Source organism: Nocardia coffeae (assembly GCF_019890715.1).
Lineage (GTDB): Bacteria > Actinomycetota > Actinomycetes > Mycobacteriales > Mycobacteriaceae > Nocardia > Nocardia jiangxiensis.
Genome location: NZ_JAINZY010000001.1, coordinates 1,782,744 through 1,805,761, shown reverse-complemented (window position 1 = coordinate 1,805,761; position 23,018 = coordinate 1,782,744). Strand labels below are relative to the sequence as shown.

At 66.5% G+C, this 23,018-nt stretch carries 22 protein-coding genes; 10 read left to right on the top strand and 12 right to left on the bottom strand.

Annotated features, from left to right (window positions below):
• Positions 1 to 78 precede the first annotated feature (78 nt).
• Both K7711_RS07835 and K7711_RS07830 read right to left on the bottom strand, forming a co-directional pair.
• Positions 79 to 498, bottom strand: a complete 420-nt coding sequence (locus K7711_RS07835) for a PPOX class F420-dependent oxidoreductase (RefSeq protein WP_222966102.1) — start codon at positions 496 to 498, stop codon at positions 79 to 81.
• 44 nt (positions 499 to 542) lie between these two features.
• Positions 543 to 1,328 carry an SAM-dependent methyltransferase gene (locus tag K7711_RS07830; RefSeq protein ID WP_222966100.1) on the bottom strand — a complete coding sequence of 262 codons (786 nt, stop codon included), beginning with the start codon at positions 1,326 to 1,328 and terminating at the stop codon, positions 543 to 545.
• Positions 1,329 to 1,536: 208 nt separating this feature from the next.
• Between K7711_RS07830 and ligA the strand changes: the two genes are divergently transcribed.
• A complete protein-coding gene (gene ligA, locus K7711_RS07825; protein WP_222966830.1) occupies positions 1,537 to 3,630 on the top strand; it encodes an NAD-dependent DNA ligase LigA in 2,094 nt (697 codons plus the stop codon).
• Positions 3,630 to 4,178, top strand: coding sequence for a GNAT family N-acetyltransferase (locus tag K7711_RS07820; protein WP_222966098.1), 549 nt, complete (start codon positions 3,630 to 3,632; stop codon positions 4,176 to 4,178). The genes ligA and K7711_RS07820 overlap by 1 nt, the downstream gene beginning before the upstream one ends.
• Positions 4,179 to 4,221: 43 nt before the next feature.
• On the opposite strand, the gene K7711_RS07815 is transcribed toward K7711_RS07820, so the two are convergent.
• Positions 4,222 to 4,872 (bottom strand): ACT domain-containing protein, encoded by a 651-nt coding sequence (locus tag K7711_RS07815; RefSeq protein ID WP_222966096.1) that lies wholly within the window; start codon positions 4,870 to 4,872, stop codon positions 4,222 to 4,224.
• Positions 4,873 to 5,235: 363 nt separating this feature from the next.
• Between K7711_RS07815 and gatC the strand changes: the two genes are divergently transcribed.
• Both gatC and gatA read left to right on the top strand, forming a co-directional pair.
• Positions 5,236 to 5,532, top strand: a complete 297-nt coding sequence (gene gatC, locus K7711_RS07810; RefSeq protein WP_222966094.1) for an Asp-tRNA(Asn)/Glu-tRNA(Gln) amidotransferase subunit GatC — start codon at positions 5,236 to 5,238, stop codon at positions 5,530 to 5,532.
• On the top strand, positions 5,529 to 7,004 hold the full coding sequence (gene gatA / locus K7711_RS07805) for an Asp-tRNA(Asn)/Glu-tRNA(Gln) amidotransferase subunit GatA (protein WP_222966092.1): 1,476 nt from the start codon (positions 5,529 to 5,531) through the stop codon (positions 7,002 to 7,004). Before gatC ends, gatA begins: the two co-directional genes overlap by 4 nt.
• A gap of 40 nt (positions 7,005 to 7,044) precedes the next feature.
• Here gatA and K7711_RS07800 read toward each other — a convergent pair whose 3' ends face one another.
• A complete protein-coding gene (locus K7711_RS07800; protein ID WP_308014528.1) occupies positions 7,045 to 8,337 on the bottom strand; it encodes an alpha/beta-hydrolase family protein in 1,293 nt (430 codons plus the stop codon).
• Positions 8,338 to 8,624: 287 nt separating this feature from the next.
• The gene (locus tag K7711_RS07795) at positions 8,625 to 9,302 is read right to left on the bottom strand and encodes a hypothetical protein (RefSeq protein ID WP_222966088.1); all 678 of its coding nucleotides are present in this window, start codon (positions 9,300 to 9,302) and stop codon (positions 8,625 to 8,627) included.
• Positions 9,303 to 10,160: 858 nt separating this feature from the next.
• On the opposite strand from K7711_RS07795, the gene K7711_RS07790 reads away from it, so the two are divergent.
• The 4 genes from K7711_RS07790 (at position 10,161) to K7711_RS07775 (ending at position 14,990) form a co-directional block, all read left to right on the top strand.
• Positions 10,161 to 11,372 carry a sensor histidine kinase gene (locus tag K7711_RS07790; protein ID WP_222966086.1) on the top strand — a complete coding sequence of 404 codons (1,212 nt, stop codon included), beginning with the start codon at positions 10,161 to 10,163 and terminating at the stop codon, positions 11,370 to 11,372.
• Between the two features lie 124 nt (positions 11,373 to 11,496).
• Positions 11,497 to 12,441 carry an undecaprenyl-diphosphate phosphatase gene (locus K7711_RS07785; RefSeq protein ID WP_222966084.1) on the top strand — a complete coding sequence of 315 codons (945 nt, stop codon included), beginning with the start codon at positions 11,497 to 11,499 and terminating at the stop codon, positions 12,439 to 12,441.
• Between the two features lie 10 nt (positions 12,442 to 12,451).
• On the top strand, positions 12,452 to 13,111 hold the full coding sequence (locus K7711_RS07780) for a response regulator (RefSeq protein WP_222966082.1): 660 nt from the start codon (positions 12,452 to 12,454) through the stop codon (positions 13,109 to 13,111).
• Positions 13,112 to 13,226: 115 nt separating this feature from the next.
• On the top strand, positions 13,227 to 14,990 hold the full coding sequence (locus K7711_RS07775; RefSeq protein WP_222966080.1) for a serine/threonine-protein kinase: 1,764 nt from the start codon (positions 13,227 to 13,229) through the stop codon (positions 14,988 to 14,990).
• Between the two features lie 8 nt (positions 14,991 to 14,998).
• Here the strand turns inward: K7711_RS07775 and K7711_RS07770 are convergent, their stop codons facing one another.
• Positions 14,999 to 15,805, bottom strand: a complete 807-nt coding sequence (locus tag K7711_RS07770; RefSeq protein ID WP_308014527.1) for an SAM-dependent methyltransferase — start codon at positions 15,803 to 15,805, stop codon at positions 14,999 to 15,001.
• Between the two features lie 137 nt (positions 15,806 to 15,942).
• Between K7711_RS07770 and K7711_RS07765 the strand changes: the two genes are divergently transcribed.
• A complete protein-coding gene (locus tag K7711_RS07765; protein ID WP_222966078.1) occupies positions 15,943 to 17,079 on the top strand; it encodes a hypothetical protein in 1,137 nt (378 codons plus the stop codon).
• Between the two features lie 11 nt (positions 17,080 to 17,090).
• Here K7711_RS07765 and K7711_RS07760 read toward each other — a convergent pair whose 3' ends face one another.
• From K7711_RS07760 to K7711_RS07735, 6 genes are all read right to left on the bottom strand, one after another.
• Positions 17,091 to 17,285 carry a DUF397 domain-containing protein gene (locus K7711_RS07760; protein ID WP_222966076.1) on the bottom strand — a complete coding sequence of 65 codons (195 nt, stop codon included), beginning with the start codon at positions 17,283 to 17,285 and terminating at the stop codon, positions 17,091 to 17,093.
• Entirely contained in the window at positions 17,282 to 18,163 is an 882-nt protein-coding gene (locus tag K7711_RS07755) for a helix-turn-helix domain-containing protein (protein WP_222966074.1), read from the bottom strand. The genes K7711_RS07760 and K7711_RS07755 overlap by 4 nt, the downstream gene beginning before the upstream one ends.
• An 869-nt stretch (positions 18,164 to 19,032) precedes the next feature.
• Positions 19,033 to 19,674: a PIN domain-containing protein gene (locus tag K7711_RS07750; protein WP_222966072.1), complete on the bottom strand. Its 642-nt coding sequence runs from the start codon at positions 19,672 to 19,674 to the stop codon at positions 19,033 to 19,035.
• Positions 19,671 to 20,504, bottom strand: a complete 834-nt coding sequence (locus K7711_RS07745; protein WP_222966070.1) for an ImmA/IrrE family metallo-endopeptidase — start codon at positions 20,502 to 20,504, stop codon at positions 19,671 to 19,673. Before K7711_RS07745 ends, K7711_RS07750 begins: the two co-directional genes overlap by 4 nt.
• Positions 20,501 to 20,830, bottom strand: coding sequence for a helix-turn-helix domain-containing protein (locus K7711_RS07740; RefSeq protein WP_222966068.1), 330 nt, complete (start codon positions 20,828 to 20,830; stop codon positions 20,501 to 20,503). Before K7711_RS07740 ends, K7711_RS07745 begins: the two co-directional genes overlap by 4 nt.
• 233 nt (positions 20,831 to 21,063) lie before the next feature.
• Positions 21,064 to 21,789 (bottom strand): SDR family NAD(P)-dependent oxidoreductase, encoded by a 726-nt coding sequence (locus tag K7711_RS07735; RefSeq protein ID WP_222966066.1) that lies wholly within the window; start codon positions 21,787 to 21,789, stop codon positions 21,064 to 21,066.
• Between the two features lie 104 nt (positions 21,790 to 21,893).
• Between K7711_RS07735 and K7711_RS07730 the strand changes: the two genes are divergently transcribed.
• Entirely contained in the window at positions 21,894 to 22,733 is an 840-nt protein-coding gene (locus K7711_RS07730; RefSeq protein ID WP_308014526.1) for a LysR family transcriptional regulator, read from the top strand.
• Positions 22,734 to 23,018: the final 285 nt, after the last annotated feature.

The following is a 23,018-nucleotide window of genomic DNA, read 5'->3' as shown; positions in this document are numbered from 1 at the left end:
GCCGATGGCGTGGTCGCCACGCATCGCGCGGGGTTGCCGGTTGGCTTGCGAAACAACCAGTGGCGCAGGTGATTCCGATCAGGGGAGCATGCCGTAGGCGCGGGTGGGGGTGATCCGCACGATCACTCGGCGGTCGGCGACCATGGCGCGGCGGTAGTCGTCCCAGTCCGGGTGTTCGCCGGACAGGGCGCGGTAGTAGTCGATCAGTTCGGTGACCGTGGCATCGTCGGGGTCGGCGGCGACGGGTGTGAGTTCGACGTCGCCTTCGATCACCGCGTAGGCCCAGAAATCCTCGCGGGTGATGTGCAGCGCGGCCCACGGCTCGCGAAGCAGGTTGACGTATTTGGCCCGGTCGGCGGTGATCGAGATGCGGATGAGGCCGTCGTCGGCGAGCCAGTGCGTGACGTTCGACAGCTGGGGGCGGCCGTTGCGGCGGATCGTCGTCAGGACCGAGCGGTTGTGGGTGCGGGCGAAGTCCAGGGCGGTGGCGAGTTCCATAAGGTCTCCAACCTGCGCGGCGGGGGTGGTGTTCCCGCCGCGAATCAGGGCTTGCGGGCGACGGCTGCGTAACCGGGAACCTGCGCGTCCCTCGCCTTCGGCGGTTCGACGGGGGCTCGCCAGCGATGGATCGGCACGACTCCGGGCTCGAGTAGTTCGAGGCCGTCGAAGAATTGGGCGATCTCGCTGCGGTTCCGTGGCTGGCAATGCATTCCGCGGTCCCGGTACACCGTTGCGGTGGCGGCAACTCCCTCCTGATCGAAATCCGCCGTCAGATGCGTCATGACCAGGTGCGATCCGGGGGCGAGCGCGGCGGTGAGGGTGTCGATGATCTCGTACGCGTCGGGCACGAAATTCATCAGTGCGATCACCGACAACCCGATCGGCTGGGTGAAATCCAGAGTGGCGCGCGCGGCGTCGAGGATCTCCTGCGGGCGGGTGGCGTCGGCCTGGATGTAGTTGGTGCGTCCCTCGGGAGTTCCCTTCATGAGGGCGCGCGCGTGGGCGAGCACGAGCGGGTCGTTGTCCGCGTAGACGACCCGTGCGCTGGGCGCCTGTTCCTGCGCGATCTGATGGAGGTTGGGTTCGGTCGGGATCCCGGTGCCGATGTCGAGGAACTGACGCACACCGGCCTCAGCGGCCAGATACCGCGTTGCGCGATGCATGAAACCCCGATTCGCCTGGGCGGCGATCCGGACGGCGGGCAGCGCCTCGAGCACCTTCTCGGCGGCCTCGGCATCGACCTGGTAGTGGTCTTTTCCACCCAGGTAGTAGTCGTACATCCGGGCGATGTGCGGCACATTCGGATCCACGTCGGGCGTTGGCGGCATGGTGTCAAGATACAAGACCCGCAACGGGTTTCGAGTGGGAACAATGTCCGGAGGGAATCGATCATCGGTCGGCTCGGATCACTGTCGGACATGCCGCGCTACGCGCGGTCGACGCAGGTCACGCTCGGTGTCGGTGGGTTCGGCTAATGTTCGACCCGTGAACGAGCTGACCAGGGAATCGGTGACATCGGAGGCATCCGGTAGCGGGATCAGCGCGGCCACCGGAGATGAGCGGCTGCAGTGGCAGGAGCTGGCCGAGCAGGTGCGCGAACATCAGTTCCGCTACTACGTGCGCGATGCGCCGATCATCTCCGACGGCGAGTTCGACGTGCTGTTCCAGCGCCTGCTTGCCCTCGAGGAGACGCATCCGGACCTGCGCACCCCCGATTCGCCGACGCAGCTGGTCGGCGGCGGTTTCGCCACCGAATTCACCGCGGTGGACCACCTCGAGCGGATGCTGTCGCTGGACAACGTGTTCGACGCCGAGGAGATGCGCACCTGGATCAGCCGGGTGGAGGCCGAGACCGGTCCGGACATCCACTACGTCTGCGAGGTGAAGATCGACGGCGTCGCACTCAACCTCGTCTACGAGAACGGCAAGCTGGTTCGCGGCGCGACCAGAGGCGACGGCCGCACCGGTGAGGACGTCACGCTCAACGCCCGCACCATCGAGGACATCCCCACCGAACTCACCCCCACCGCGGAGTTCCCGGTCCCCGAATTGCTCGAGGTGCGCGGTGAGGTGTACTTCCGGCTCGAGGACTTCGAGAATCTGAACGCCGCCATCGTCGCGGAAGGTAAAGCGCCGTACGCGAATCCGCGCAATACCGCGGCCGGTTCGCTGCGGCAGAAGGATCCGGCGGTCACCTCCCGGCGGCGGCTGCGGATGATCTGTCACGGCTTCGGCCGGATGACGGGTTTCAGCCCGGCCTCGCAGTACGAGGCGTATCAGGCGCTGGTCGCGTGGGGCCTGCCGGTGTCCGCGCACACCCTGCGGGTGCAGGGGGCCGATGCGGTGCTCGAGCGCATCGCGTACTGGGGCGAGCATCGGCACGATATCGAGCACGAGATCGACGGCCAGGTCATCAAGATCGATGAGATCGCGTTGCAGCGCAGGCTCGGGTCGACCTCCCGTGCCCCGCGCTGGGCGATCGCCTACAAATATCCGCCGGAGGAGGCCACCACAAAACTCCGCGACATCCAGGTCAATGTCGGCCGCACCGGCCGGGTCACGCCGTTCGCGGTGATGGAACCGGTGGCCATCGCGGGCTCGACCGTCGCGATGGCCACCCTGCACAATGCCGCCGAGGTCGTGCGCAAGGGCGTGCTGATCGGCGATACGGTGACCATTCGCAAGGCCGGTGACGTGATTCCCGAGGTGCTCGGGCCGGTGGTCGATATGCGCGACGGGTCCGAGCGCGCCTTCGTGATGCCGACGCACTGCCCCGAGTGCGGCACCGAACTGGCCCCCGAGAAGGAGGGCGACGCCGACATCCGCTGTCCGAACCAGCAGCACTGTCCGGCGCAGCTGCGCGAGCGGGTGTTCCACATGGCCGGGCGCGGTGCGTTCGACATCGAATCGCTGGGCTACGAGGCCGCGGTCGATCTGCTCGAGTCCGGTGTCATCACCGACGAGGGCGACCTGTTCGACCTGTCCGAGGAAAAGCTCCTCAGTACAAAGCTTTTCGTCAACAAGAACGGCAGCCTCTCGGCCAACGGCCGCCGCCTGCTGCAGAATCTGGATTCGGCCAAGGACCGTCCGCTGTGGCGGGTGCTGGTGGCCCTGTCCATCCGGCACGTCGGGCCGACCGCGGCGCGCGCCCTGGCCGCCGAGCTCGGCAGTATGGAACGGATCGAACAGGCAGCCGGCGAGGAGTTGGCCGCGGTCGACGGCGTCGGCCCGACCATCGCGGCGGCCCTGATCGAATGGTTCACCGTCGACTGGCATCGCGCGATCGTCGAGAAATGGCGCGCCGCGGGTGTGCGCATGCAGGACGAGCGCGACACCTCCATCGAACGCAATCTCGAGGGCCTGTCGATCGTGGTCACCGGTTCGCTGCAAGGCTTTTCGCGCGATGAGGCCAAGGAAGCGATCCTGGTACGGGGCGGTAAGGCGGCCGGATCGGTCTCGAAGAAGACAGCCTTCGTCGTCATCGGCGACGCACCCGGTTCCAAGGCGGCCAAGGCCGAGGAACTCGGGGTGCCGATCCTGGACGAGGACGGATTCCGTACGTTGCTGGAGAGCGGCCCCGAGGCGGTGACACCGCCGCAGCCGGATGCGGACGAGAGCGAGGACGAGTAATGAACCCGGGACGGCCAGCGGGAACCACGCCCGAACGCAGCCGAGCCGATCTCGCACCCGAACAGGTCGAGATCCGTTCGGCACGTGAGGAGGAGTTCGCCGATATCGGCGCGCTGACCGCCGGCGTCTACGTCGGCGAGGGGCATGTGCACGCCGAGAGTACTTATGTAGCAGAGCTTTTGGACACCGCAACGCGGGTGCGCTCGGCGCTGGTGCTGGTCGCCTCCCGGGCCGGTGCGGTGCTCGGCTCGGTGACGATCGCGCGCCCGGGGACGCCGTTCGCCGATATCGCCCGGCCGGGCGAGCTGGAGTTCCGGATGCTCGCGGTCGATCCGCAGGCCCGCGGCGGCGGTATCGGCGCCGCGCTCGTGCGTGCGGTCATCGATACCGCGCGAGCGGAGGGTTTCGACGCGGTGGTGCTCACGACCATGCCGGGCATGGCCGACGCCCGCCGGATGTACGACCGAATCGGTTTCGACCATGTGCCCGAACGGGATTGGGCCACCGATTCGGGCCTGCAGCTGACCGTCATGCGTCTGGCGTTGTAGCCCTTCGCATTTCGTGGATCGCGCCGAGAGCCGGACCGGGCGTTCAGCCCAGGGCAGTGGCGACGATGCCGGAAAGGTAACCCAGCCGGGCGATTTCGGAGGGACGGAACTCGGGCCCGCCGGGGCGACCGAGCATCAGCACCTTGCCGGTGTTGCCGAGCGGTGCGGCGGCCAGCTTGGTGTCCATGTCCTTCCAGATCTGCGGTACCCAGTCGGCCTCGCCGTCCAGGCCGACCGGCTTCTCCAGGGGCATCCAGGGCGCCGTGGACGCCTGGGTCTCGGGTGCGCTCTGGCTGCCGACCAGCCGATACGCGCCCTGCGGACCCATGTCCAGGACCGTGCACCAGCCGACGCGCAGCACCCGAGGCACGCCGTCGACGAGCACCTGTAGTCGATCATCACGCGCCCCGGCGACCTGGTCGATCAGCTCGAGTTCGCGATGGGTGTCCAGCACCCCCGAATACGGGCGCAGGGAATCGACGCGGACGTCCTCGATCGATTCGGCCGCAGTGATCAACGTGTCGGGCAGGGCGCCCGGGGTGACCTCGACGACGATGTCGTCGATGGCGTAACCGGCCCCGCGGTCGACTACGTCGAGTGAGAGAATGTCCGCGCCTACCGAGCCCAAGGCGAGGGCGAGAGATCCGAGACTTCCTGGGCGATCCGGAAGTTGCACGCGGAGCAGAAATGACACGTGCGTTCCTTCCTTCCTGTGCGACCGAAACTTTCGGACGGGTACCCGAGCCTGGTCATCTTTACACCCACAATGCCGGGCAATCGACTCGAAGTATCCGCGGTGACCTACATCACTCGCATTGTGATCCTCATCGGCCGTTCGTGCCACCGAAGCCGAGTGGACGTTGAGCGGTCAACCGAATGTCCGCCCGAAGGTCGGTTTGACGGGCTCCGGCCCGGTCGTAGCGGAGCGTAGGCCGAAGATCCAGCCTCCTGTGCGTGGGGTCTGCAGGCCGACTCGCTAGGCTATCTGTGCCAACCGGCGCGATCGTCTCGATGCCGGACCTGTTCCACGTTCGAACCTGCCGAAAGGGGTCCCGCGGTGCCCGCCATCTCCCGCGACGAGGTTGCACACCTCGCCCGGTTGTCCCGGCTCGCTCTGACCGACGAAGAGCTCGACCTGTATGCGGGCCAGCTGGATTCGATCCTGAGCCACGTCCAGGTGATCTCGGAGGTCGCCGCCGATGTTCCCGCCACCGCGGCGCCGAATCCGACCACGAATGTGACTCGTGCGGATGTGCCGGTGGATTGCCTGACGCCCGACCAGGCGCTCTCGGGTGCTCCGGCGGTCGACGAGCAGCGGTTCATGGTTCCGCAGATTCTGGGGGAGGGCGAATGAGCGAGGCCGATCTGACCCGGTTGTCCGCAGCCGAGCTGGCGGAGAAGATCCACGCCCGCGAGGTGTCTTCGGTGCAGGTCACCGAGGCGCATCTGCAGCGCATCGCCGAGGTGGACGGGGAGCTGAACGCCTTCCTGCACGTCGCGGGTGAGCAGGCGCTGCTGACCGCGGCCGAGGTGGACCGCGCGATCGCCGGCGGCGAGGTGGCCTCGGCCCTGGCCGGTGTGCCGCTGGCGCTGAAGGACGTGTTCACCACCACTGACATGCCCACCACCTGCGGGTCGAAGATCCTCGAGGGTTGGGTGTCGCCGTACGACGCCACGGTGACGAGCAAGCTGCGCGCCGCGGGCATCCCGATCGTCGGCAAGACCAACATGGACGAATTCGCGATGGGTTCGTCGACGGAGAACTCCGCCTACGGTCCGACCCGCAACCCGTGGGACACCGAGCGGATTCCGGGCGGTTCGGGCGGCGGTTCGGCTGCCGCGCTGGCCTCGTATCAGGCTCCGCTGGCCATCGGCACCGACACCGGCGGATCGATCCGCCAGCCCGCCGCGGTCACCGCGACCGTGGGCACCAAGCCGACCTACGGCACGGTGTCGCGATACGGCCTGGTCGCGTGTGCGTCCTCGCTGGATCAGGGTGGTCCGTGCGGGCGCACGGTGCTGGACACCGCGCTGCTGCACGAGGTCATCGCCGGATACGACCCGAAGGATTCGACCTCCCGCAACGCGCCGGTGCCCGGCGTGGTGGCCGCGGCTCGCGAAGGCGCGCGGGGGGATCTGAGCGGTCTGAAGGTCGGCGTGGTCAAGGAGCTGCATTCGGACAGCTATCAGCCCGGCGTGCTGGCCTCCTTCGACGCCGCCGTCGCCGCGCTGAAGGATCTGGGCGCGGATGTGCTGGAGGTGTCGTGTCCGAACTTCGAGCACGCGCTGGCCGCCTACTACCTGATCCTGCCCAGTGAGGTCTCCTCGAACCTGGCGCGTTTCGACGCGATGCGGTACGGATTGCGCGTCAGCGACGACGGTCAGCACAGCGCCGAGCAGGTCATGGCCGCCACCCGCGAGGCCGGATTCGGCCCGGAGGTCAAGCGCCGCATCATGATCGGCACCTACGCGCTGTCCGCCGGATACTACGACGCGTACTACGGCAAGGCGCTGCAGGTGCGCACCCTGATCGCGCAGGATTTCGACCGCGCCTACGAGCAGGTCGATGTCCTGGTCTCGCCGACCAGCCCGTTCACCCCCTGGAAGCTGGGGGAGAAGGTCAACGATCCGCTCGCGATGTACCTGTCCGACCTGTGCACGCTGCCGACCAACCTGGCCGGGCACTGCGCCATGTCGGTCCCGTCGAGGCTCAGCGCGGACGACGATCTGCCGGTCGGTCTGCAGATCATGGCCCCCGCCATGGCCGATGACCGCCTGTACCGCGTCGGTGCGGCCTACGAGGCGGCGCGCGGTCCGATTGCCTGATCCCGCAAGGGGTTTCGCCACTCGCGCCGGGTTGAGCCGGTCAGCCGCAGGCGCCCAGGGCGGTGCCCTGATCGGCGCCGTAGCGGTGGCCGTGACCAGGGGCGGGGGTGAGGGCGGTGAGCATGTCCACGCTGGTTTGGATGAAGCCGACGACGGGGATCCAGGGCGGGTGCGGGGCATCCGGGCGGGTGTCGGTGAGATTCGGTGCATGCCAGAGTAATTCGGGCGACCACTGGACTACCGGGTCGGAGGAGTTGGCCAGGATCCGTGCACCGGCGCGGTGGACGCGGTCCGCGGGCGGGCCCGCCCAGAGCGCGGCGCAGACGCGGTGACGTTGATCGGCGTCGTCGGTGAAGACCGAGCTTCCGGCGGTCGCGCCCAGGCTCTGGCCGTAGATGTACAGGCGCGGTGGATGTTTCAGGTCGGACAGTCGCCGTTCGAGTGCGGTGAACAGGGCTCGCTGCGACTGTTCGGCGGCGTCGCGGCCGAACAGGTAGCCGACCCAGCTCGGAGCATCCGAGTATTGCAGGGCGACCAGGGCGACGTCGCCGCCGAATCGCCGGGCCAGACCCGTCACTGCGTGCTCGTCGACCCAGCCCGATCCGGTCGGGGCCATGACGACGAGATTCGAGCGATCCAGTCCGCCCGACCGTTCGAGTTCGCGGATTGCCAGGGCGACACGGGAATTCAGGTCGGGTGTCGAATCGAGACCGGCATAGACCCGTACCGAGCGTCCGGCGTCGGCGGACATGAATTTGCGACCCTGTGTCCCCAGCGAGGACCAGTCGACCGCTGATTCGCCACTCCCGGAAAGGCTTTCGGATATCTGCCGCGCACTCGCGGAATCCGTCGGCGCGTCGGCGCGCGCGTCGGCGGGTCGCCGTCCATCGGCCATCGCGGGCATCAGCGCGATTTGTATCGCCAGCGCGGTGACAATCGTCAGCGTGACGTTCCGCGCCCGCATTGCCCACCGAACCACCCACCGCAGCGCCCGAGCGCTCCCGATCAGCGCGACGGCTACCATCAGCGCCACGACAGCACATTCGAGCCAGTAGCCGACACCCACGTCCGGAAACCCCATGGCCGCCCGCAACCGGTTCTGCCACGACTCGGCCCGCACCCCCGCAAGCGCCACCACCAGCGCACAGCCCGCCACAACCGCACTGCGAACCCACCGCTGCTCCATACCGGACCGCCTGTGCCGCAGAACCATTCGCACTCCAGCGGCCACACCGACGAACAACGCCACCAGTACTCCAGTGAGCAGCCCCTGCGCGATCGGAGTCCGCGGCAGCAGCCCGGGAGCCAGCGACACCACAGTCCCTGCCGTCACCGCAACCGCAGTGCTCAGACGCGGCATCGGAAAACGCCGCGGCCTGGAAACCCCTGCGGATTCGCCATCGGTCCGAACGTGAGCAGTTGGCGAACTCATCGAAACCCCCTGTATCCGGGCCGAACTCCTCGCTGGACGTGTGCAGTCGAGAAGCAATAGACCGCCGTGCCTGGTGCGCTTGCTGAATCGGTGATCGCTTGTGTCGGCCAGCGACGGTCGTGCGGGCTGGTCGTCTGTGGTCGGCAGGCCATGAGCTGCCGTATGGCGCGCTTTGCTGCTGTCCGGGATCATCGCGTTGTCTCGGCACGATCGGAGGAGGCAGTGTTTCGCCGCCGCCTGCCGCGCACTGATTCGGTGATGAGTAGTGCGAGAGCGCTGAGCACCAGTGCGGCGGGTGCGGCGATGGCGAGGAACTGGTAGCCGAAGTGTTCGCCCGCGAGTCGGATGCCGAACAGGTACTCGGGGCGGGGTGTCGCGTAGTTCTGGCGACGGGAGTTCAGGTCCACGGCGGTTCCGGCGACGGTGGCCATGGTCCGGCACCCGGTCCGGTGCAGGCCGTGCCGGTCGTCGCAGGCGGCCTGCATGCGCTGCTCGAGGACGGCATCGATCGCCTGCCGCGCCCACGTCCCCAGCGGCTGTCCGTGGTCATCGGCATAACGCAGCAGGTCGTATCCGAGGTCGTGTGCCTGGCACGCGGTACGGAATTCCGCGGGCAACCGCACCGGCGAGGAACAGGCGCCACCCGGATCCACCAGCAGCCCATCGGCGACCACCGGCCGATACCCCCGCTCGGCGGCGAAGTCCGCCGGCAGCGCCACATTTCCCGGATGCGGCCCGGTCAACTCCGCTACCGCCACCCGAGCCGCGGAATTCTCGCCGCCCGCAGCCCCCACTGCAGCCCCGGCAACCGGCTGCGCGACAACGAATGCCGTAACCACACCGACCGCGCCGACCCCCGCCAGCACCCGCCCCCGCCACGATCTCCCCGCGCGGTTCCGAGAGTCGGTCGCAACCCAGGCACCCGATACCTGGTCACTCGAGCGATGTGATGGCTCTGCGTCATCGGCATCCCCCGTCCGGTCGATCGATTCCGAGTGCGGCGCTCGGTGTGCGGATACGCCTACGCGTTCGCCGTCGCCGGTAGTGGCGTGCTTGTTCGGACGGTGCGATGGTTCTGTGTGCTCGCAGTCGGCATCTCGTGGCTGGTTCAACGATGTCGAGCCGTCTTTCGACTGCGGTACTCGGTCAGTTAGCCCGCGTACCCTTCCAGGGCTGTCGGTGGCGCCGTCTTCCGTCGGACGATGCGAAACGTCTGGTTCTTTGTTTGTGGATGCGATCGATTCCGAGCTGTGCTGCGCTCGCCCTGATCTTTTGGCGGGTCGTGAGGTGCACTCGTGCGGCGGCGTCGGGACATCGTGGGCGCTGTTCTCGTCTGCGTGTGGCGACTCCGCTCCGGGTGTCCGGTGCGTGGGCGGGACCGCCGGTGAGTCGGTCGGGGTCGCGTCAGGTGAGTCCGATGATGCTGGGGTGCAGGGGGATTCGTGCCGAACGGGCGTTGATTCGTGGTCTTCGGCAGGGGCCGGGATCACCGTTTCCGCAGGGGTGCTGCGCGGAACGGGGCCGGCATTCTGCGGGGTTGCGGCATGGGGCTCGCTCATGGGTTGAACGTATGAATTCGGACGCGAATCGGGCCTCACGCTGGGGGTCTGTTCGTGAGCGGACGTGGTGGGGGAGGTGGCGGTGCGTCTCGTACTGGAGTAGGGGTGCGAATTCACCCGCCGGTATGACGGAATCGGGTGGACGGGGTTTCTAGGGTCATGGGTATGGCTCGGACGATGCGGATGCTGGCGCGAACGGCGCGGGACCCGAAACGGATGCGGTTGTGGTTCGACGTATTCATCGGGGTGGTTGCCGCGATCATGTTCTCGGTGGCGTGGCCGACGTTGCATCTGACGCATCAGGTGCCCGCGGCGGCGCAACCGTTCATCGCGGGGCTGGCGGCGCTGCCGCTGGTGCTGATCCGGGTGAATCCCGCTCTGGGATGGGCGATCTCGGCGGGTTCGGCACTGCTGATCGCGCTGGCGATTCCGCATCAGCCGGGGAACGACCTGCCGTTCCAGGTGGTGCACATCCTGGTGTTCTTCCCGCTGCTGTTCGCGGTCGCGGTGCGCGCGCACGTTCAGATCGTGCTGGTCGCCTGGGTGTCCTCGGCGCTGCTGTTCGCCACGACGATGGCGGGGGCGGACGCGTCGGTCGCCTCCTCGGCCTTCGGCTGGCCGATCGCGATGACGGGGCTGGTGCTGTTCGGTCTGCTGGTGCGCTGGCTGGTGCTCTCGCGCCGGGCGCTGGTCGAACAGGAGGAGGTCAGCGAGCTCGAACGGGCCCGCCGGACCGTCCTCGAGGAGAAGGCGCGCATCGCCCGCGATCTGCACGACGTCGTCGCGCATCACATGTCGATGGTGGTGGTGCAGGCGCAGACCGCGCCCTACCGGATCGCGGACGTATCACCGGCCGCGCGTGCGGAATTCGAGTCGATCGGCGCCTCGGCGCGCGATGCGCTCAACGAGGTCCGCAGCATGCTGGGTGTGCTGCGCAGCGACGGCCAGCTCCCCGATCACGCTCCGCAGCCCGCGGCCGCCGACGTTCTCCCGCTGCTCGAGGGTGCGCGCCGGGCCGGTGTCCCGATCGACTGGACCGTCGAGGGCCCGTTGCACACCGTGCCGGACACCGTCGGTCTGGCGTTGTACCGGATCGTGCAGGAATCGCTGTCCAACGCCTCGCGCCATGCCCCGCACGCGGCCGTGCAGGCGAGCGTGGCCGTCGACGAACACTTCGTGAACCTGCGGGTCGTCAATGCCCCTGGCGAATCCCCGGCCGACGGCACCTCCGGAACCGGGATCGCCGGGATGCGCGCCCGCGCGGAATCCATCGGCGGAACCCTCACCGCCCAGCCGCGTCCCGACGGTGGATTCGAGGTCAGCGCCCGGCTTCCCTCGACCCCGTCCGCCATCACCACACCGCGCGCTCTGCTGTAAGTCGTGCCGCATCCGACACCCGGGGGAGTGTGGCAGCGCCGGTTCTGCACAGGTTCGGGGGTGCGATCGAGCGACCCGGGAACTGGTGCGGCAGATCGATGGTGCACATGGGAGACTGCTCACGATGCTCACCTACTTCCAAGCCATCGTGATCGGTGCGCTGCAAGGCGTCACCGAGTTGTTTCCCATCTCCAGTCTCGGTCATTCGGTGCTGGTCCCGGCGTGGATCGGCGGCAGCTGGCAGGAGCTGGTCACGCAGGGGGATTCCAAGTCGGGCACGCCGTACCTGGCGTTCGTGGTCGCCCTGCACGTCGCGACGGCAATCGCGCTGCTGGGGTACTACTGGCGGGACTGGCGCGACATCATCATCGGATTCGTGCAGACGCTGCGCACCCGCCGCATCGAGACCTCCACGCAGCGGCTGGCCTGGCTGATCGTCATCGCCACGATTCCGGTCGGCATCCTGGGCCTGGCTCTGGAACATCCGCTGCGCACACTGTTCGCCACCCCGATCTACGCGAGTATCTTCCTGATGCTCAACGGCGTCGTGCTGATCGTCGGCGAGGGTCTGCGCCGCCGCAACGCGCCGTCGCTGTCGGATTACGGACGCAAATTCGCCGAGGAGCAGGAGCGGGCGTCGGGCCACGGCGGCGATGTGCTGACCGAGGAGCATGTCGTCTCGAACGAACGTCTGGCGGCCCTGAGCGTGAAGGATGCGCTCGGCATCGGCCTTGCTCAGTCCGGTGCGCTGCTGGCCGGATTCAGTCGCTCGGGTCTGACCATGGTCGGTGGTCTGCTGCGCGGACTCGACCACGAGGACACCGCCAAGTTCGCCTTCCTGCTGGCCACACCGGTCATTCTGGCCGCGGGTGTGCTCAAGCTGCCCGAACTGGCCGGTCCGCAGGGACGCGACATCATCGGCCAGTCGGTGGTCGGCGCGATCGTCGCCGGTCTGGCCGCGTGGTTCGCGGTGCGGTTCCTGGAACGGTTCTTCAAGACCCGCACGATGCTGCCGTTCGCGGTGTACTGCCTGGTCGCGGGCCTGCTGTCGATCATTCGATTCGTCTGAGGCGAAGTCCGTGCCCATCACCGTGTTGATCGCCGACGACCAGGCGATGGTTCGGCAGGGATTCGGCGCGCTGCTGACCGCGCAGTCCGATATCAGCGTCATCGGTGACGCGGCGAACGGGCAGGTCGCGGTCTCCGAGGCCAAACGCCTGCGCCCCGACGTGGTGCTGATGGATGTGCGCATGCCGGAGATGAACGGCCTCGATGCCGCCCGCGCCATCCTCGCCGCCGGATTCGATCCGCCGGTGCGGGTGCTGATGCTGACCACCTTCGATATCGACGACTACGTGTACGAGGCATTGAGCCTGGGGGCCAGCGGTTTTCTGCTCAAGGACGCCCCCGCCGAGGAGTTGGTGCGCGCGGTGCGGGTCGTCGCGGACGGCCAAGCGCTGCTCGCCCCGACGGTGACCAGGCGGCTCATCGCCGACGTCACTCGACGTCGCGCCCGTCGCACTCCGTCCCCGGCGCTGAACGCCCTCACCCCGCGCGAGCGCGAGGTACTCGAACTCATCGCGCGCGGAATGTCGAACAACGAGATCGCCGAGACCCTGTTCGTCGCGGAACAGACCGTGAAAACGCATGTATCGAAGGTATTTTCGAAACTGGACCTGCGTGACCGCGCACAGGCGGTGGTACTGGCCTACGAATCGGGTCTGGTGACGCCGGGCTGAATTCCCGAGCAGGAAGTGCGGAGTCCAGGTCGAGTAGGATGCGCGTGGCATCGACTCGGATAACGCACGCCCCGCGCTCGCGGGGATGAGCCCGTCGCCGGAAGGGGAGTCGTAGGTGTTGCGCAGCGGTGACGTGTTCGCCGGTTTCTCTGTCGAGCGACTGCTCGGCCAGGGCGGCATGGGTTCGGTGTATCTGGCGCGGCATCCGCGATTGCAGCGGCAGACGGCGCTGAAACTGCTGAACCGAGAACTGTTCGCCGACGCGGAGATTCGCGCGCGTTTCGAGCGTGAGGCCGATCTCGTCGCCCAGCTCGATCACCCGAACATCGTGGCCGTCTACGACCGCGGCGTCGTGGACGAACAGTTGTGGATCAGCATGCAGTACATCGACGGGGTCGACGCGGCCACGGTGAATCCGCATACGCTGCCGCCCGCGCGCGCGGTGCAGATCATCGAAGGTGTCGCCGCCGCACTGGATTACGCGCACAGCAATGGTGTGCTGCACCGGGATGTCAAGCCCGCCAACATCATGCTCGGCCGCGACACCAACGGTAAGGGTGAGCGGGTCTATCTCACCGATTTCGGGATCGCCCGGCTGCGCGAGGATTCCACCCATCTGACGCAGGCCGGGATGTTCACCGCGACACTCGCCTACGCGTCGCCCGAGCAGATGACCGGCTCACCGCTGGACAACCACTCGGACCAGTACGCACTGGGGTGTGCGCTGTACTGGCTGCTCAGCGGTACCGGGCCGTTCGATTCGGAGGATCCGAACGAGCTGATCCACGGTCATCTGCAGTTGCCGCTGCCGCCGGTGAGCGCGCGTCGGCCCGGGGTGAATCCGGCGATGGATCTGGTGCTGGCGCGGGCGATGGCCAAGCGCGCGGTCGATCGGTTCGCCAGTTGTGCGGAATTCGCCGCGGCGGCAAAGCAGGCGCTGACCGCACCCGTTCCCGCGGTGCCGCCCGTCGCCGTGCCGCCTGCCGGCGTGCGCCCGGGGGTGCCGTTGGCTCCCGCTGGAGTGCCGCCTGTCGGAGTCGCGCCCGGAGGAGTTCCGCCCGCCGGGATCCCGGCTGGCGCGCAGGCGATGAATGGTCATCAGGTGGCGTCACCGGCGTCGCCCCCGGGGCCGCCGACCGGTGGATTTCCCCCCATTCCCGCTGTACCGCAACCGGTTTCGCGGCACACGTCCAATCTGCTGCTGTGGGGCGTGCTCGGTGCGGTCGTGCTGCTGATCGTGGTCGGTCTGGGATTCCTCGTACTCCCCGGTGGTTCGCACCAAGGGGCGGCCGGGCCGAAGGCCACCGCTCCGCCGACCGGGGCGGGGGGTGGGACACCGACGGTCACACGGCTGTCCGATCCGGTCAGCGAGATCCAGCAGTCCTTCCCGACGCTACTGCCGCAAGGGGATTCGAACGCCGGGGACGCCTACCAGGGCCGAGTGTTCTGTCAGCGCAGTCAAGCCGGTCAACCCGGCAAGGTACTGCAGAGCGACCCGATGACCGGCGTGCTCCGGCGCAGCGATCCGCTCGCCGCGGCGAATTGGATCGGCGCCTGGGAGTGCACGTCGCGCCAGACCTCGCTCAGCTACGCGATCGCGGTCTTCGACAGCCCCGCCGCCGTCCAGGCCGCCCTGGCCACGGCTCCGATGACCCGCACCACCGGCGGCACCAAGGGCGACTCGACCTTCGCCGTCCGCAACTGGATCGTGCCCGAGGACATGCGGACCGAGACGGCCGAAATGCTCGTCTCCTTCGAAAACGATCCGGCACGGGCGAATACGCTGCTCTACGCCTACGACACCGGTTCGGTGGAGATGATGGCGGACACCCCCGCGCACGAGGTGCTCGCCAGATGGTGGGACCAGACGCCGCTGTAGTGCGCGAGCTATCGCTTGCGCGCGACGCCGGCGTAGGCGGACACTTCCGCGTCCACCTTCTTCGGGTGCTCGAGGCCGTCGGGACGCCAGCGGTGCGGCACCTGCACTCCGGGATCGACCAGCTCCAGCTGCCGGAAGAACCGCAGGAACTCGTCCCGGGTTCGGACCTGGCAGGGTAAGCCGCTGCTGCGGTAGATGTCGACCACGGTGCCTATCGCGGCCGGATCGAAGTCCGGGGTCACGTGCGTCATCACCAGATACGAGCCGGGCGCGAGCCCGTCCATCAGCGTGTCGACGATGCCGTAGGCATCCTGCTCGTCGGGGACGAAATGAAACAGTGCGTTGAGACTGAGCGCGACCGGCTGGGTCAGGTCCAGCGTCTCGTGCAATCCCGGTGCGTCCAGGATCGTTTCGGGCTTGGTGACGTCGGCGGAGACGTAGTTGGTGCGACCCTCCGGTGTGCTGACCATCAACGCTCTGGCGTGTACGAGTACCAGCGGATCGTTGTCGGCGTAGACAATTCGCGCGTCGGGCGCGACCTGCTGGGCGACCTGATGCAGATTCGGCTCGGTCGGGATACCGGTGCCGATGTCGAGGAATTGACGAATGCCCTCGTTCGCGAGAAAACGTGTCACGCGGTGGATGAAGGCCCTGTTCTCCCGCGCGGCTGCCCGTACTCCGGGCCAGATGCCCAGGACTTTTTCGGCTGCCTCCCGGTCTGCGCGGTAGTGATCCTTGCCGCCGAGGTAGTAGTCGTACATCCGGGCGGTGTGAGGCTGATCCTTCTGCAGGTCGACGGGAGAGCCGGGTTCCACGGTGCAGAGTCCTTTCGAAGACGAGGCGACATCAAGGTAGCAAGCGGGCGTTGAGCGAGCATGTCGGTTCGACCTCGGGGTGGCGCGATCGAGTGACCGGCATTCGCCCGGGTCGGGGGTATGGAAGTGTGACTCTCATGATCGGCACACAGGGTGTGAGGATGCGGTGGCGGCCCGAGGCCGGGCGGCTGGTGACGTTGATGGCGGTGGCGTTCGGATTGACCGTCGTGATCACCCGGCTGTACCTGATGGCCTCCGGATATCCGAAGATCGGCGGGAGTACCTACCACATCGCGCACGCCCTGTTCGGCGGTCTGCTGCTGGTGATTTCGTGCCTGCTGCTGCTGATGTCCTCGGGGCGGACGGCGATGACCTGGGCCGCGCTGCTGTCCGGAGTGGGGCTGGGGCTGTTCATCGATGAGGTGGGCAAATTCATCACCACGGACAACAACTACTTCTTTCCGCTGGCCGCTCCGATCATCTACCTGGCCTTTCTGCTGACCGTCGCGGTGGCGCGGATGTCGGCGCGGCGGCGGAACGTGCATCCGGAGCTGGCACTGGGCGCGATCACCGAGGAGGTCGGCCAGTCCGTCGGCACCCGGATGAACGCCCAGCGCCGCGCGGAGCTGCTCGCCGAACTTCGCGCCATCGATCCGGAGCGCTGCGGTCCCGAACATCGCGAACTCGTTGTCGCACTGAACGATTACCTGAGCGCGCTGCCCTGTGACACCGAGCCGGAACTCGAGCGGCGGCTGACCCGGATCGGCCTCGCGATCGAGAAGCGGTTCCTGCCGCTGCCGATGCTGCGCGTCGTACTGATCGCGGTGCTGATCGCACACGGCGTGTGGTCGCTGCTGCGCCTGGTGCTGGCCGGTGTGGTGATCGCCGGTTGGCATTCGCACTGGGACGAAATCGACCGGATGCTCGACATGACCCAGGGTCACGGCTGGAAATCCCTGACCGCCTTGGCGATTGCGGCGGTGGCCGAACTCGCGGTCGGCATCGGGTGCGCGGTCGGTGCGACGGCATGGCTGCGCGGGAACGAGGAACTCGGTGTGCGCCTTGCCATCTGGTCCGATCTGGTGTCGTTGACCGTGGTGAATGTGCTGGCCAGTTATTTCAGTCAGTTCCTGACGGTCTTCACCGCGATCGCCGAGGCGGTGTTGCTGTGGGCGCTGGTGCGTTACCGCGATCGGCGCGCGAGGCAGCTGCGGGACGAGGCAGGTGAGCGGCCTGCCGACGCGGCGAACGGGGTGGCGGACGCCGCGTCGTGAGGCGCGTTTTCTTACGCGTGGTGATTCACGTTGGCCACGAAGGCATCCCACTCGCCCGGGGTGAAGATCAGTGCCGGGCCGGTGGGGTTCTTGGAGTCGCGTACGCCGACCATGCCGCCGTCGAGGTGGGCGACCTCCACGCAGTCCCTTCCCGTTTGGCTTCGACTGCTCTTGAACCACTGCGCGGCGGACAGGTCGATGTTCATGCCATGTACTCCCGTTCGATCGTCTGTAGAAGTGCTCTGGACTGCGATTCGTCCAGTGATACCGCCTCGATGTCCGACAGCGCCTGGCGATACCTCTCGATCTCCATCGGCTTGTCCAGATACAAAGACCCAGCATAGTTCTCGATGTAGACGATAGGGGTCTGAGTGAGCGCCGGATTCAGTTGTCGCGGAAACTCGAGCATCACGAATGAGCTCACTTGCAGTCCGAGATATCCTTCGATCGAAAAAGGCACGATTCGCACCGATATGTTCGGCAGCATGCTCAGTTCGTACAGGTGGCGCACCTGATCGCGCATCACGGATTTACCTCCGATCAGGTGACGGAACACTGCCTCGCTTATTCGTATATCGAAGATCTTCGGATTCTTCGAATCAGTCAGGCATGCCTGGCGTTTGGCGAGGAGTTCGAGATGCTGGTCGATTTGCTGATCACTCAGCGGTGGTCGGTAATCCAATGCCATTGCGCGGCGATAGTCGGCTGTCTGTGCGAGTCCGGGTATCAAAGTGAGTTGAAATGAGGCGATCCGACTCGCTGATTGTTCGAGACCGATGAACAGGTCGGTGTTGGGAAAGATCGCTTCACTGTACGGCTGCCACCAACCGTCCTTACGCGACTCGTCCGCCAGCCACAGCAGGTTGTTGAGATCCTCATCCTCGACCTCGTAGACGCGGCAGAGCGCCCGGATGGTCGGCTTCTTGACCTCCGAGGTGCGTCCGTTCTCCAAGCGCCACAGGGTTTGTCGACCGATCTCGGCGAGTTCGGCGGCGGCGTCGCGCGTGAGGCCGGTGGACTCCCGCAACTCGACCAGCCGTCTGGCGAGCAGCCTGCGTGGCACGGTGGTCGCTTCGATCGTCATGAGGCCCCCTTTGGCTGTGACTGTTGCATTCAGATTGATTGGAACGTTTTCTTTTGGCGACGAATGCCATTGACCGGACCCCAAGCTAGCACGATTCGGTGTGTACTCGATGTGTGCCGCAGGGAGAACGAATCAGCAAGCGCCCGTCGGGCATTCGCCTGCAAACTACGTCTTCGGAGAGTGCAGCCACGACTGTAATGACACCCACCGACAATCCGGAAACCCGATCACAGACAGGGTGCGACTCAGCGAACATCCCCGGCCCGAGGAGGCACCACCAACTATCCGTACTGGAATTCACCGTGCAGGAATTCCGAAGTACGAACATCGCCCCACAAACAGTGCAGAAACATATGTGCGCGAGGCGAACCGCGCGGACGCTGCCCGGTGGCGCGGCGAATGACGATCCGGCACACGCCGATTGCGGCCACTTCACCGCTCTGGAGCAGACGGCCCGGCGGTGGACATCCTGGCAAGTGATCTGCCGACGACATCGGCGTCGTCCCGCGCGGGCGCGCGATCGTCGTGTTCGGTGCTGTTGGTCGTGCTGCCGGACAACCGGCTGCTGCACGAAGTCCGAACATCGACCCGCGGCCAGCGAAGTCACGCCCAGGCCGGAAACGTCTGCACTACAGAGATTTCGACATCACCCGAGATGCACGGCACGCATTGATCGATATGACCGAAAGCCCACCGACTGGATCGGCAGTCGATCCGGAGGTGCACCGCTGTACGTCGGAACGGTCGAATACGTTGCGGAGAGGTCTGACGATCCAGCTGAAGGCGCTCGGTCCGTCGACCGTCGCTTCGGGAATCGGAAGGGCGTTGTTGCGCCCACAGTGCTCCACTACGACGATCGGCCGGATCTGCTATTGAATCCTGTTGGTTTCTTTACTGTTCCATAGACCGCCCGAGAGCAGTGGAGTCCGGTCGATCGGTGGTAGGCCGTCGTCGTAGCCGTACAGTCGGTCGTAGATCATCCGCATCTGACTTCGGTTCTGGATGTGCCCATCGATGACGCCCTTTTGCAGGATTCCAATCGTATTCACGAGCAGCAGAGTGCCGACCGGCCGCCCTTGTGCGCGAAGTCTATTCAGGCGTTGCGCTTCCGCTGTCGCGAGAGTGGCACCCGCTTGGTCATCGATGACGACGGTAACGACGGTCCCACGGTGTTCTGCCTCGGTGACCGCGTGGGCGATGACCATGAGTTCGCCGAGGTCCGAGGCGCGGGATTTGCGTTCGGCCAGACCCGTTGCGGTAATGCGCTGACAAGCCGAATCGAGTTCGTCGGTGATGTCGTCGGATAGAACCTCGATCCATTTGGGTGTCAGCTTCGACCAGGTTAGATCAACTCCTTTGAAGCGCCGGTCGGTTCCTGCTTTTTGCAGGATCTCTGCTTCGACCGTCTCTGGAGTGCTCAGTTTGCCCAGCACCCGCAACAACAACCGTTGCTGATTGGCAGCGAGAAAGTTCAGGGCCGGTCCAGCATCGATGACTGGCCGAGGGCTCACGCGGGGCCACCGTCGCCGAGCTCTGCGGCATCCAATTCGGTCAGATCGATATCGGCTGCGGGGAGGTCGGCGGGGTCGGTCCAGGCTGGAGTGATTTTCGAGCGCACGATGCCTGCGTCTCGCAGTTCACGTTCGGCGGATTCGACGTCGAGACCGCGCAAGGTGGCGATCATTTCGGCCGAGACGACGTTTTGCTGCCAACCGGAGATTGCCCGCGCCAGCAGTCGCTGCGGTGCGCGCCGCCTATTCGACTCGATCTGCAGTGCGTGGTACTGATCAGTCCAGCCGAAGCGGGCAGCTAATCGGGGGGTGGTCTCGGCTTTGAATCGAGCCTTCGTCGGAGCGTCGATGTACCCGGCCTGCTCGAGTGCGATGGCAGCAATTGACGGTGAGACCTGAAACCACTGAACAACTTTCGACAGGACCACCAGATCGGCGTGGCGGGAACTGTCTGTGACGAGGTCGTTGACGCCGGAGAGGGGGATCAGTAGGTGCCGCGCGAAAGCGTTCGCGCGACTCTCGGCCGGGCTGCTGGAATCCACCTCGGGAGTATCGGACCAGTCCTCGAACACCACATGAGCCAACTCGTGCGCAAGAGTGCTTCGTTGGCGCATCGGCCGCCGAGTGCGAGCCACCGCGATGTGCAGCCGCCCCATTTCCCCTCGCTTCATTGTCATGCCGTGCTGGTCGACCTCGGTATCGAGTACTGCGACGTCGGCGCTGGTGGTCTGTTCGATCAGCGTCACCAAATCGCCGAGCGGATGGAAGCCGAGATGATGGTTGGCCCGGAAGCGCTCGGCGGCTGCCCGCCCCTCGGATTCGGCGCTCATCCGACCGGCTCGATGCCCTGATCGTCCAGGAAAGCGTCCAGCTCGAGGAAATGGAGCAGTTGCTGATACATGGAGTCCATCGCGGCACTGTTCGCTGCGCGGGCAGCGCACCGCACCTGCCCGGAAATCGGCGAAGAACCCGTAAGTTCTTGTAGGAGAAAGCCTGTGGCGTTCGAAATTGCCACCAGCTCGTTCATCTTCGGTACTCGAGTACCGGCAATCGTCCGGGACAATGTCGGCTGGGTGATCCCAGTGCGCGCTGCCAACTCGTGCTGGCTAAGCCCGGCAGATGCGCGGGCACGATCAATGCGATCGCCGATCGACATCAGTGCTCACCGCCCTCTGAATCGTTTTTCTCTGACTGATTCAGTGTACATCAGCAAGCTGACGCAATGGGGTGGCATTGGGGGCGTGCGGATTTCACACCGCGGGCCGCTGGCTCATTGAGGCAAGTCAGCGGCCCGCAGAGGTTGGGGACGACTGGCCCGTCCATTCAATCTTTCGGGGAGTGTAGGGACACCGGCGATCCGACCTCAGGCTGATCTGGGTGTTGTGGTCCTCACCAGGGGACTGTTCCGGCGTCGTCGAAGAATCCGCCGGTCGGTCCGTCGTCGGGGAGGGTTGCGAGGTGGATTGCGATTGCCGCACCCTGTTGCGGGGTGCGGCTGCCGCGGAAGCCGTTGAGGTCTGTGGCGGTGAAACCGGGGCAGCCGGAGTTGATCAGGATGTTGGTGTCGCCCAGTTCCTTGACGTACTGGATACTCACGGCGTTGAGGAGGGATTTCGACACCGCGTAGGCGGCGGAGATCGGGCCCGTCTCGGCGCCGGGCGTGGATTGCAGGGTGAGGGAGCCGACGGTGCTGGACATGTTCACGATCCGCGGCGAGGCCGAGGCGCGCAGCATGGGCAGCATCGCGTTGGTGACTCGGATGACCCCGATCACGTTGGTGTCCACCACATCTCGCACGGTCGCGGGCGCGACGGTGGCGGGTGTCTGTGGCATACCTCCGGTGATCGCGGCGTTGTTGACCAGGACGTCGAGCCCGCCGGCGCGGTCGGCTATCAGCTCGGCCGCGGCGGCCACACTCGCGTCGTCGGTCACGTCGAGCGGTACGCCGAACGCATCGACTCCGGCCGCGCGCAGCTTGTCCACGGCGGTGTCGCGGCGCTGCGCGTCTCGCGCGCCCACACCGACGCGCCAGCCCAGAGCGCCCAAGCCCGCTGCGATCTCGTAGCCGATTCCTTTGTTCGCGCCGGTCACCAGCGCGATCGTCTGTTCACTCATACGGAAATACTGGGTCGGCTTCGGATGGGACGTCCAACACCTACCGAGTAGGCGACAATACCGCACGGGTATGGATCGCGGTCAGCGGCGGATACGATGGGACGGTGGAGACTCGGGAGTTGCGATACTTCGTCGCGGTCGCCGAGGAGTTGCACTTCGGGCGGGCGGCACAGCGTCTGGCCATCGCGCAACCACCGTTGTCGCGGGCGATCCAGCAGCTCGAACGACGGCTCGGAGTGGTTCTGCTGCACCGCACCACCCGCGCGATCGCCTTGACCGAGGCGGGGTCGGTGCTACTCAGGGAGGCCCGTGCCGCACTCGACGCGGTCGAAGCCGCCGAACGTCGCACCCGTCGCGCCGCCGCCGATCGGCCTGGCGTGGTGCTGGCCACGAAGGCCGGAGCGTCCAGCGAACTGCTGCCGAAACTGCTGAATGCCTATGCGGCCGAACCGGACTCGGTCACCGTGGAGGTGCTGCTGTGCGGGCCCGGCGAGCAGGAACGTCTGCTGCGCGACGGGCGCGCCGACGTCGCCCTGCTGCACCGGCCCTTCGACACCACCGCCGGACTCGACACCGAGGATCTGTACACCGAGCAGCAGATTCTCGTTCTTCCCGCGGGCCACCCGCTCGCCACCCGGTCCCACATCTCCTCGGCCGAGGTCGCCGCCCTCACGGACCTACCGCTGCCGCGCTGGCCCCGTCCGGACGGAAGCTATCCGGACGGGCCCGGCCCGCAGGTCCGCGACCACACCCAGCTCGCCCAGCTGATCGCGCTCGGACGCGCCTGCGCGATCCTGCCCGAGTCGGCGCGAACGCACCTGCGCGAGGGACATGCCCTCGTCCCCGTATCGGACGCACCGGCCGTCACGACCGTCATCGCCTGGCCACCGCACAGCAGATCCAGAGCCGTCGCCGACCTCGTCCGCACCGCGACACGCCTCTAGTACTGGTATCGAATGTGCTGGTCGCAGCCGATACACCGCAGGCGCACGACTCCACATCACAGGCGATCCTCGCCCGGTCGCGCTGTGCTGAATGGTCATCTCCTCCATGCAGCCGACGTGCTGGACAGACTGGCTCGGAACCTGGCGGAGCATCCCTGTCACCTGCACCGGAGCATCGCGCAAGACGTTTCGACAACTCATCGGTGACGGGCCGAACATTGTGCGGCACAACTTATTGCGGCACGTCGCAAACGAATTCCCGCCAGACGGACCATCATCCGAAGG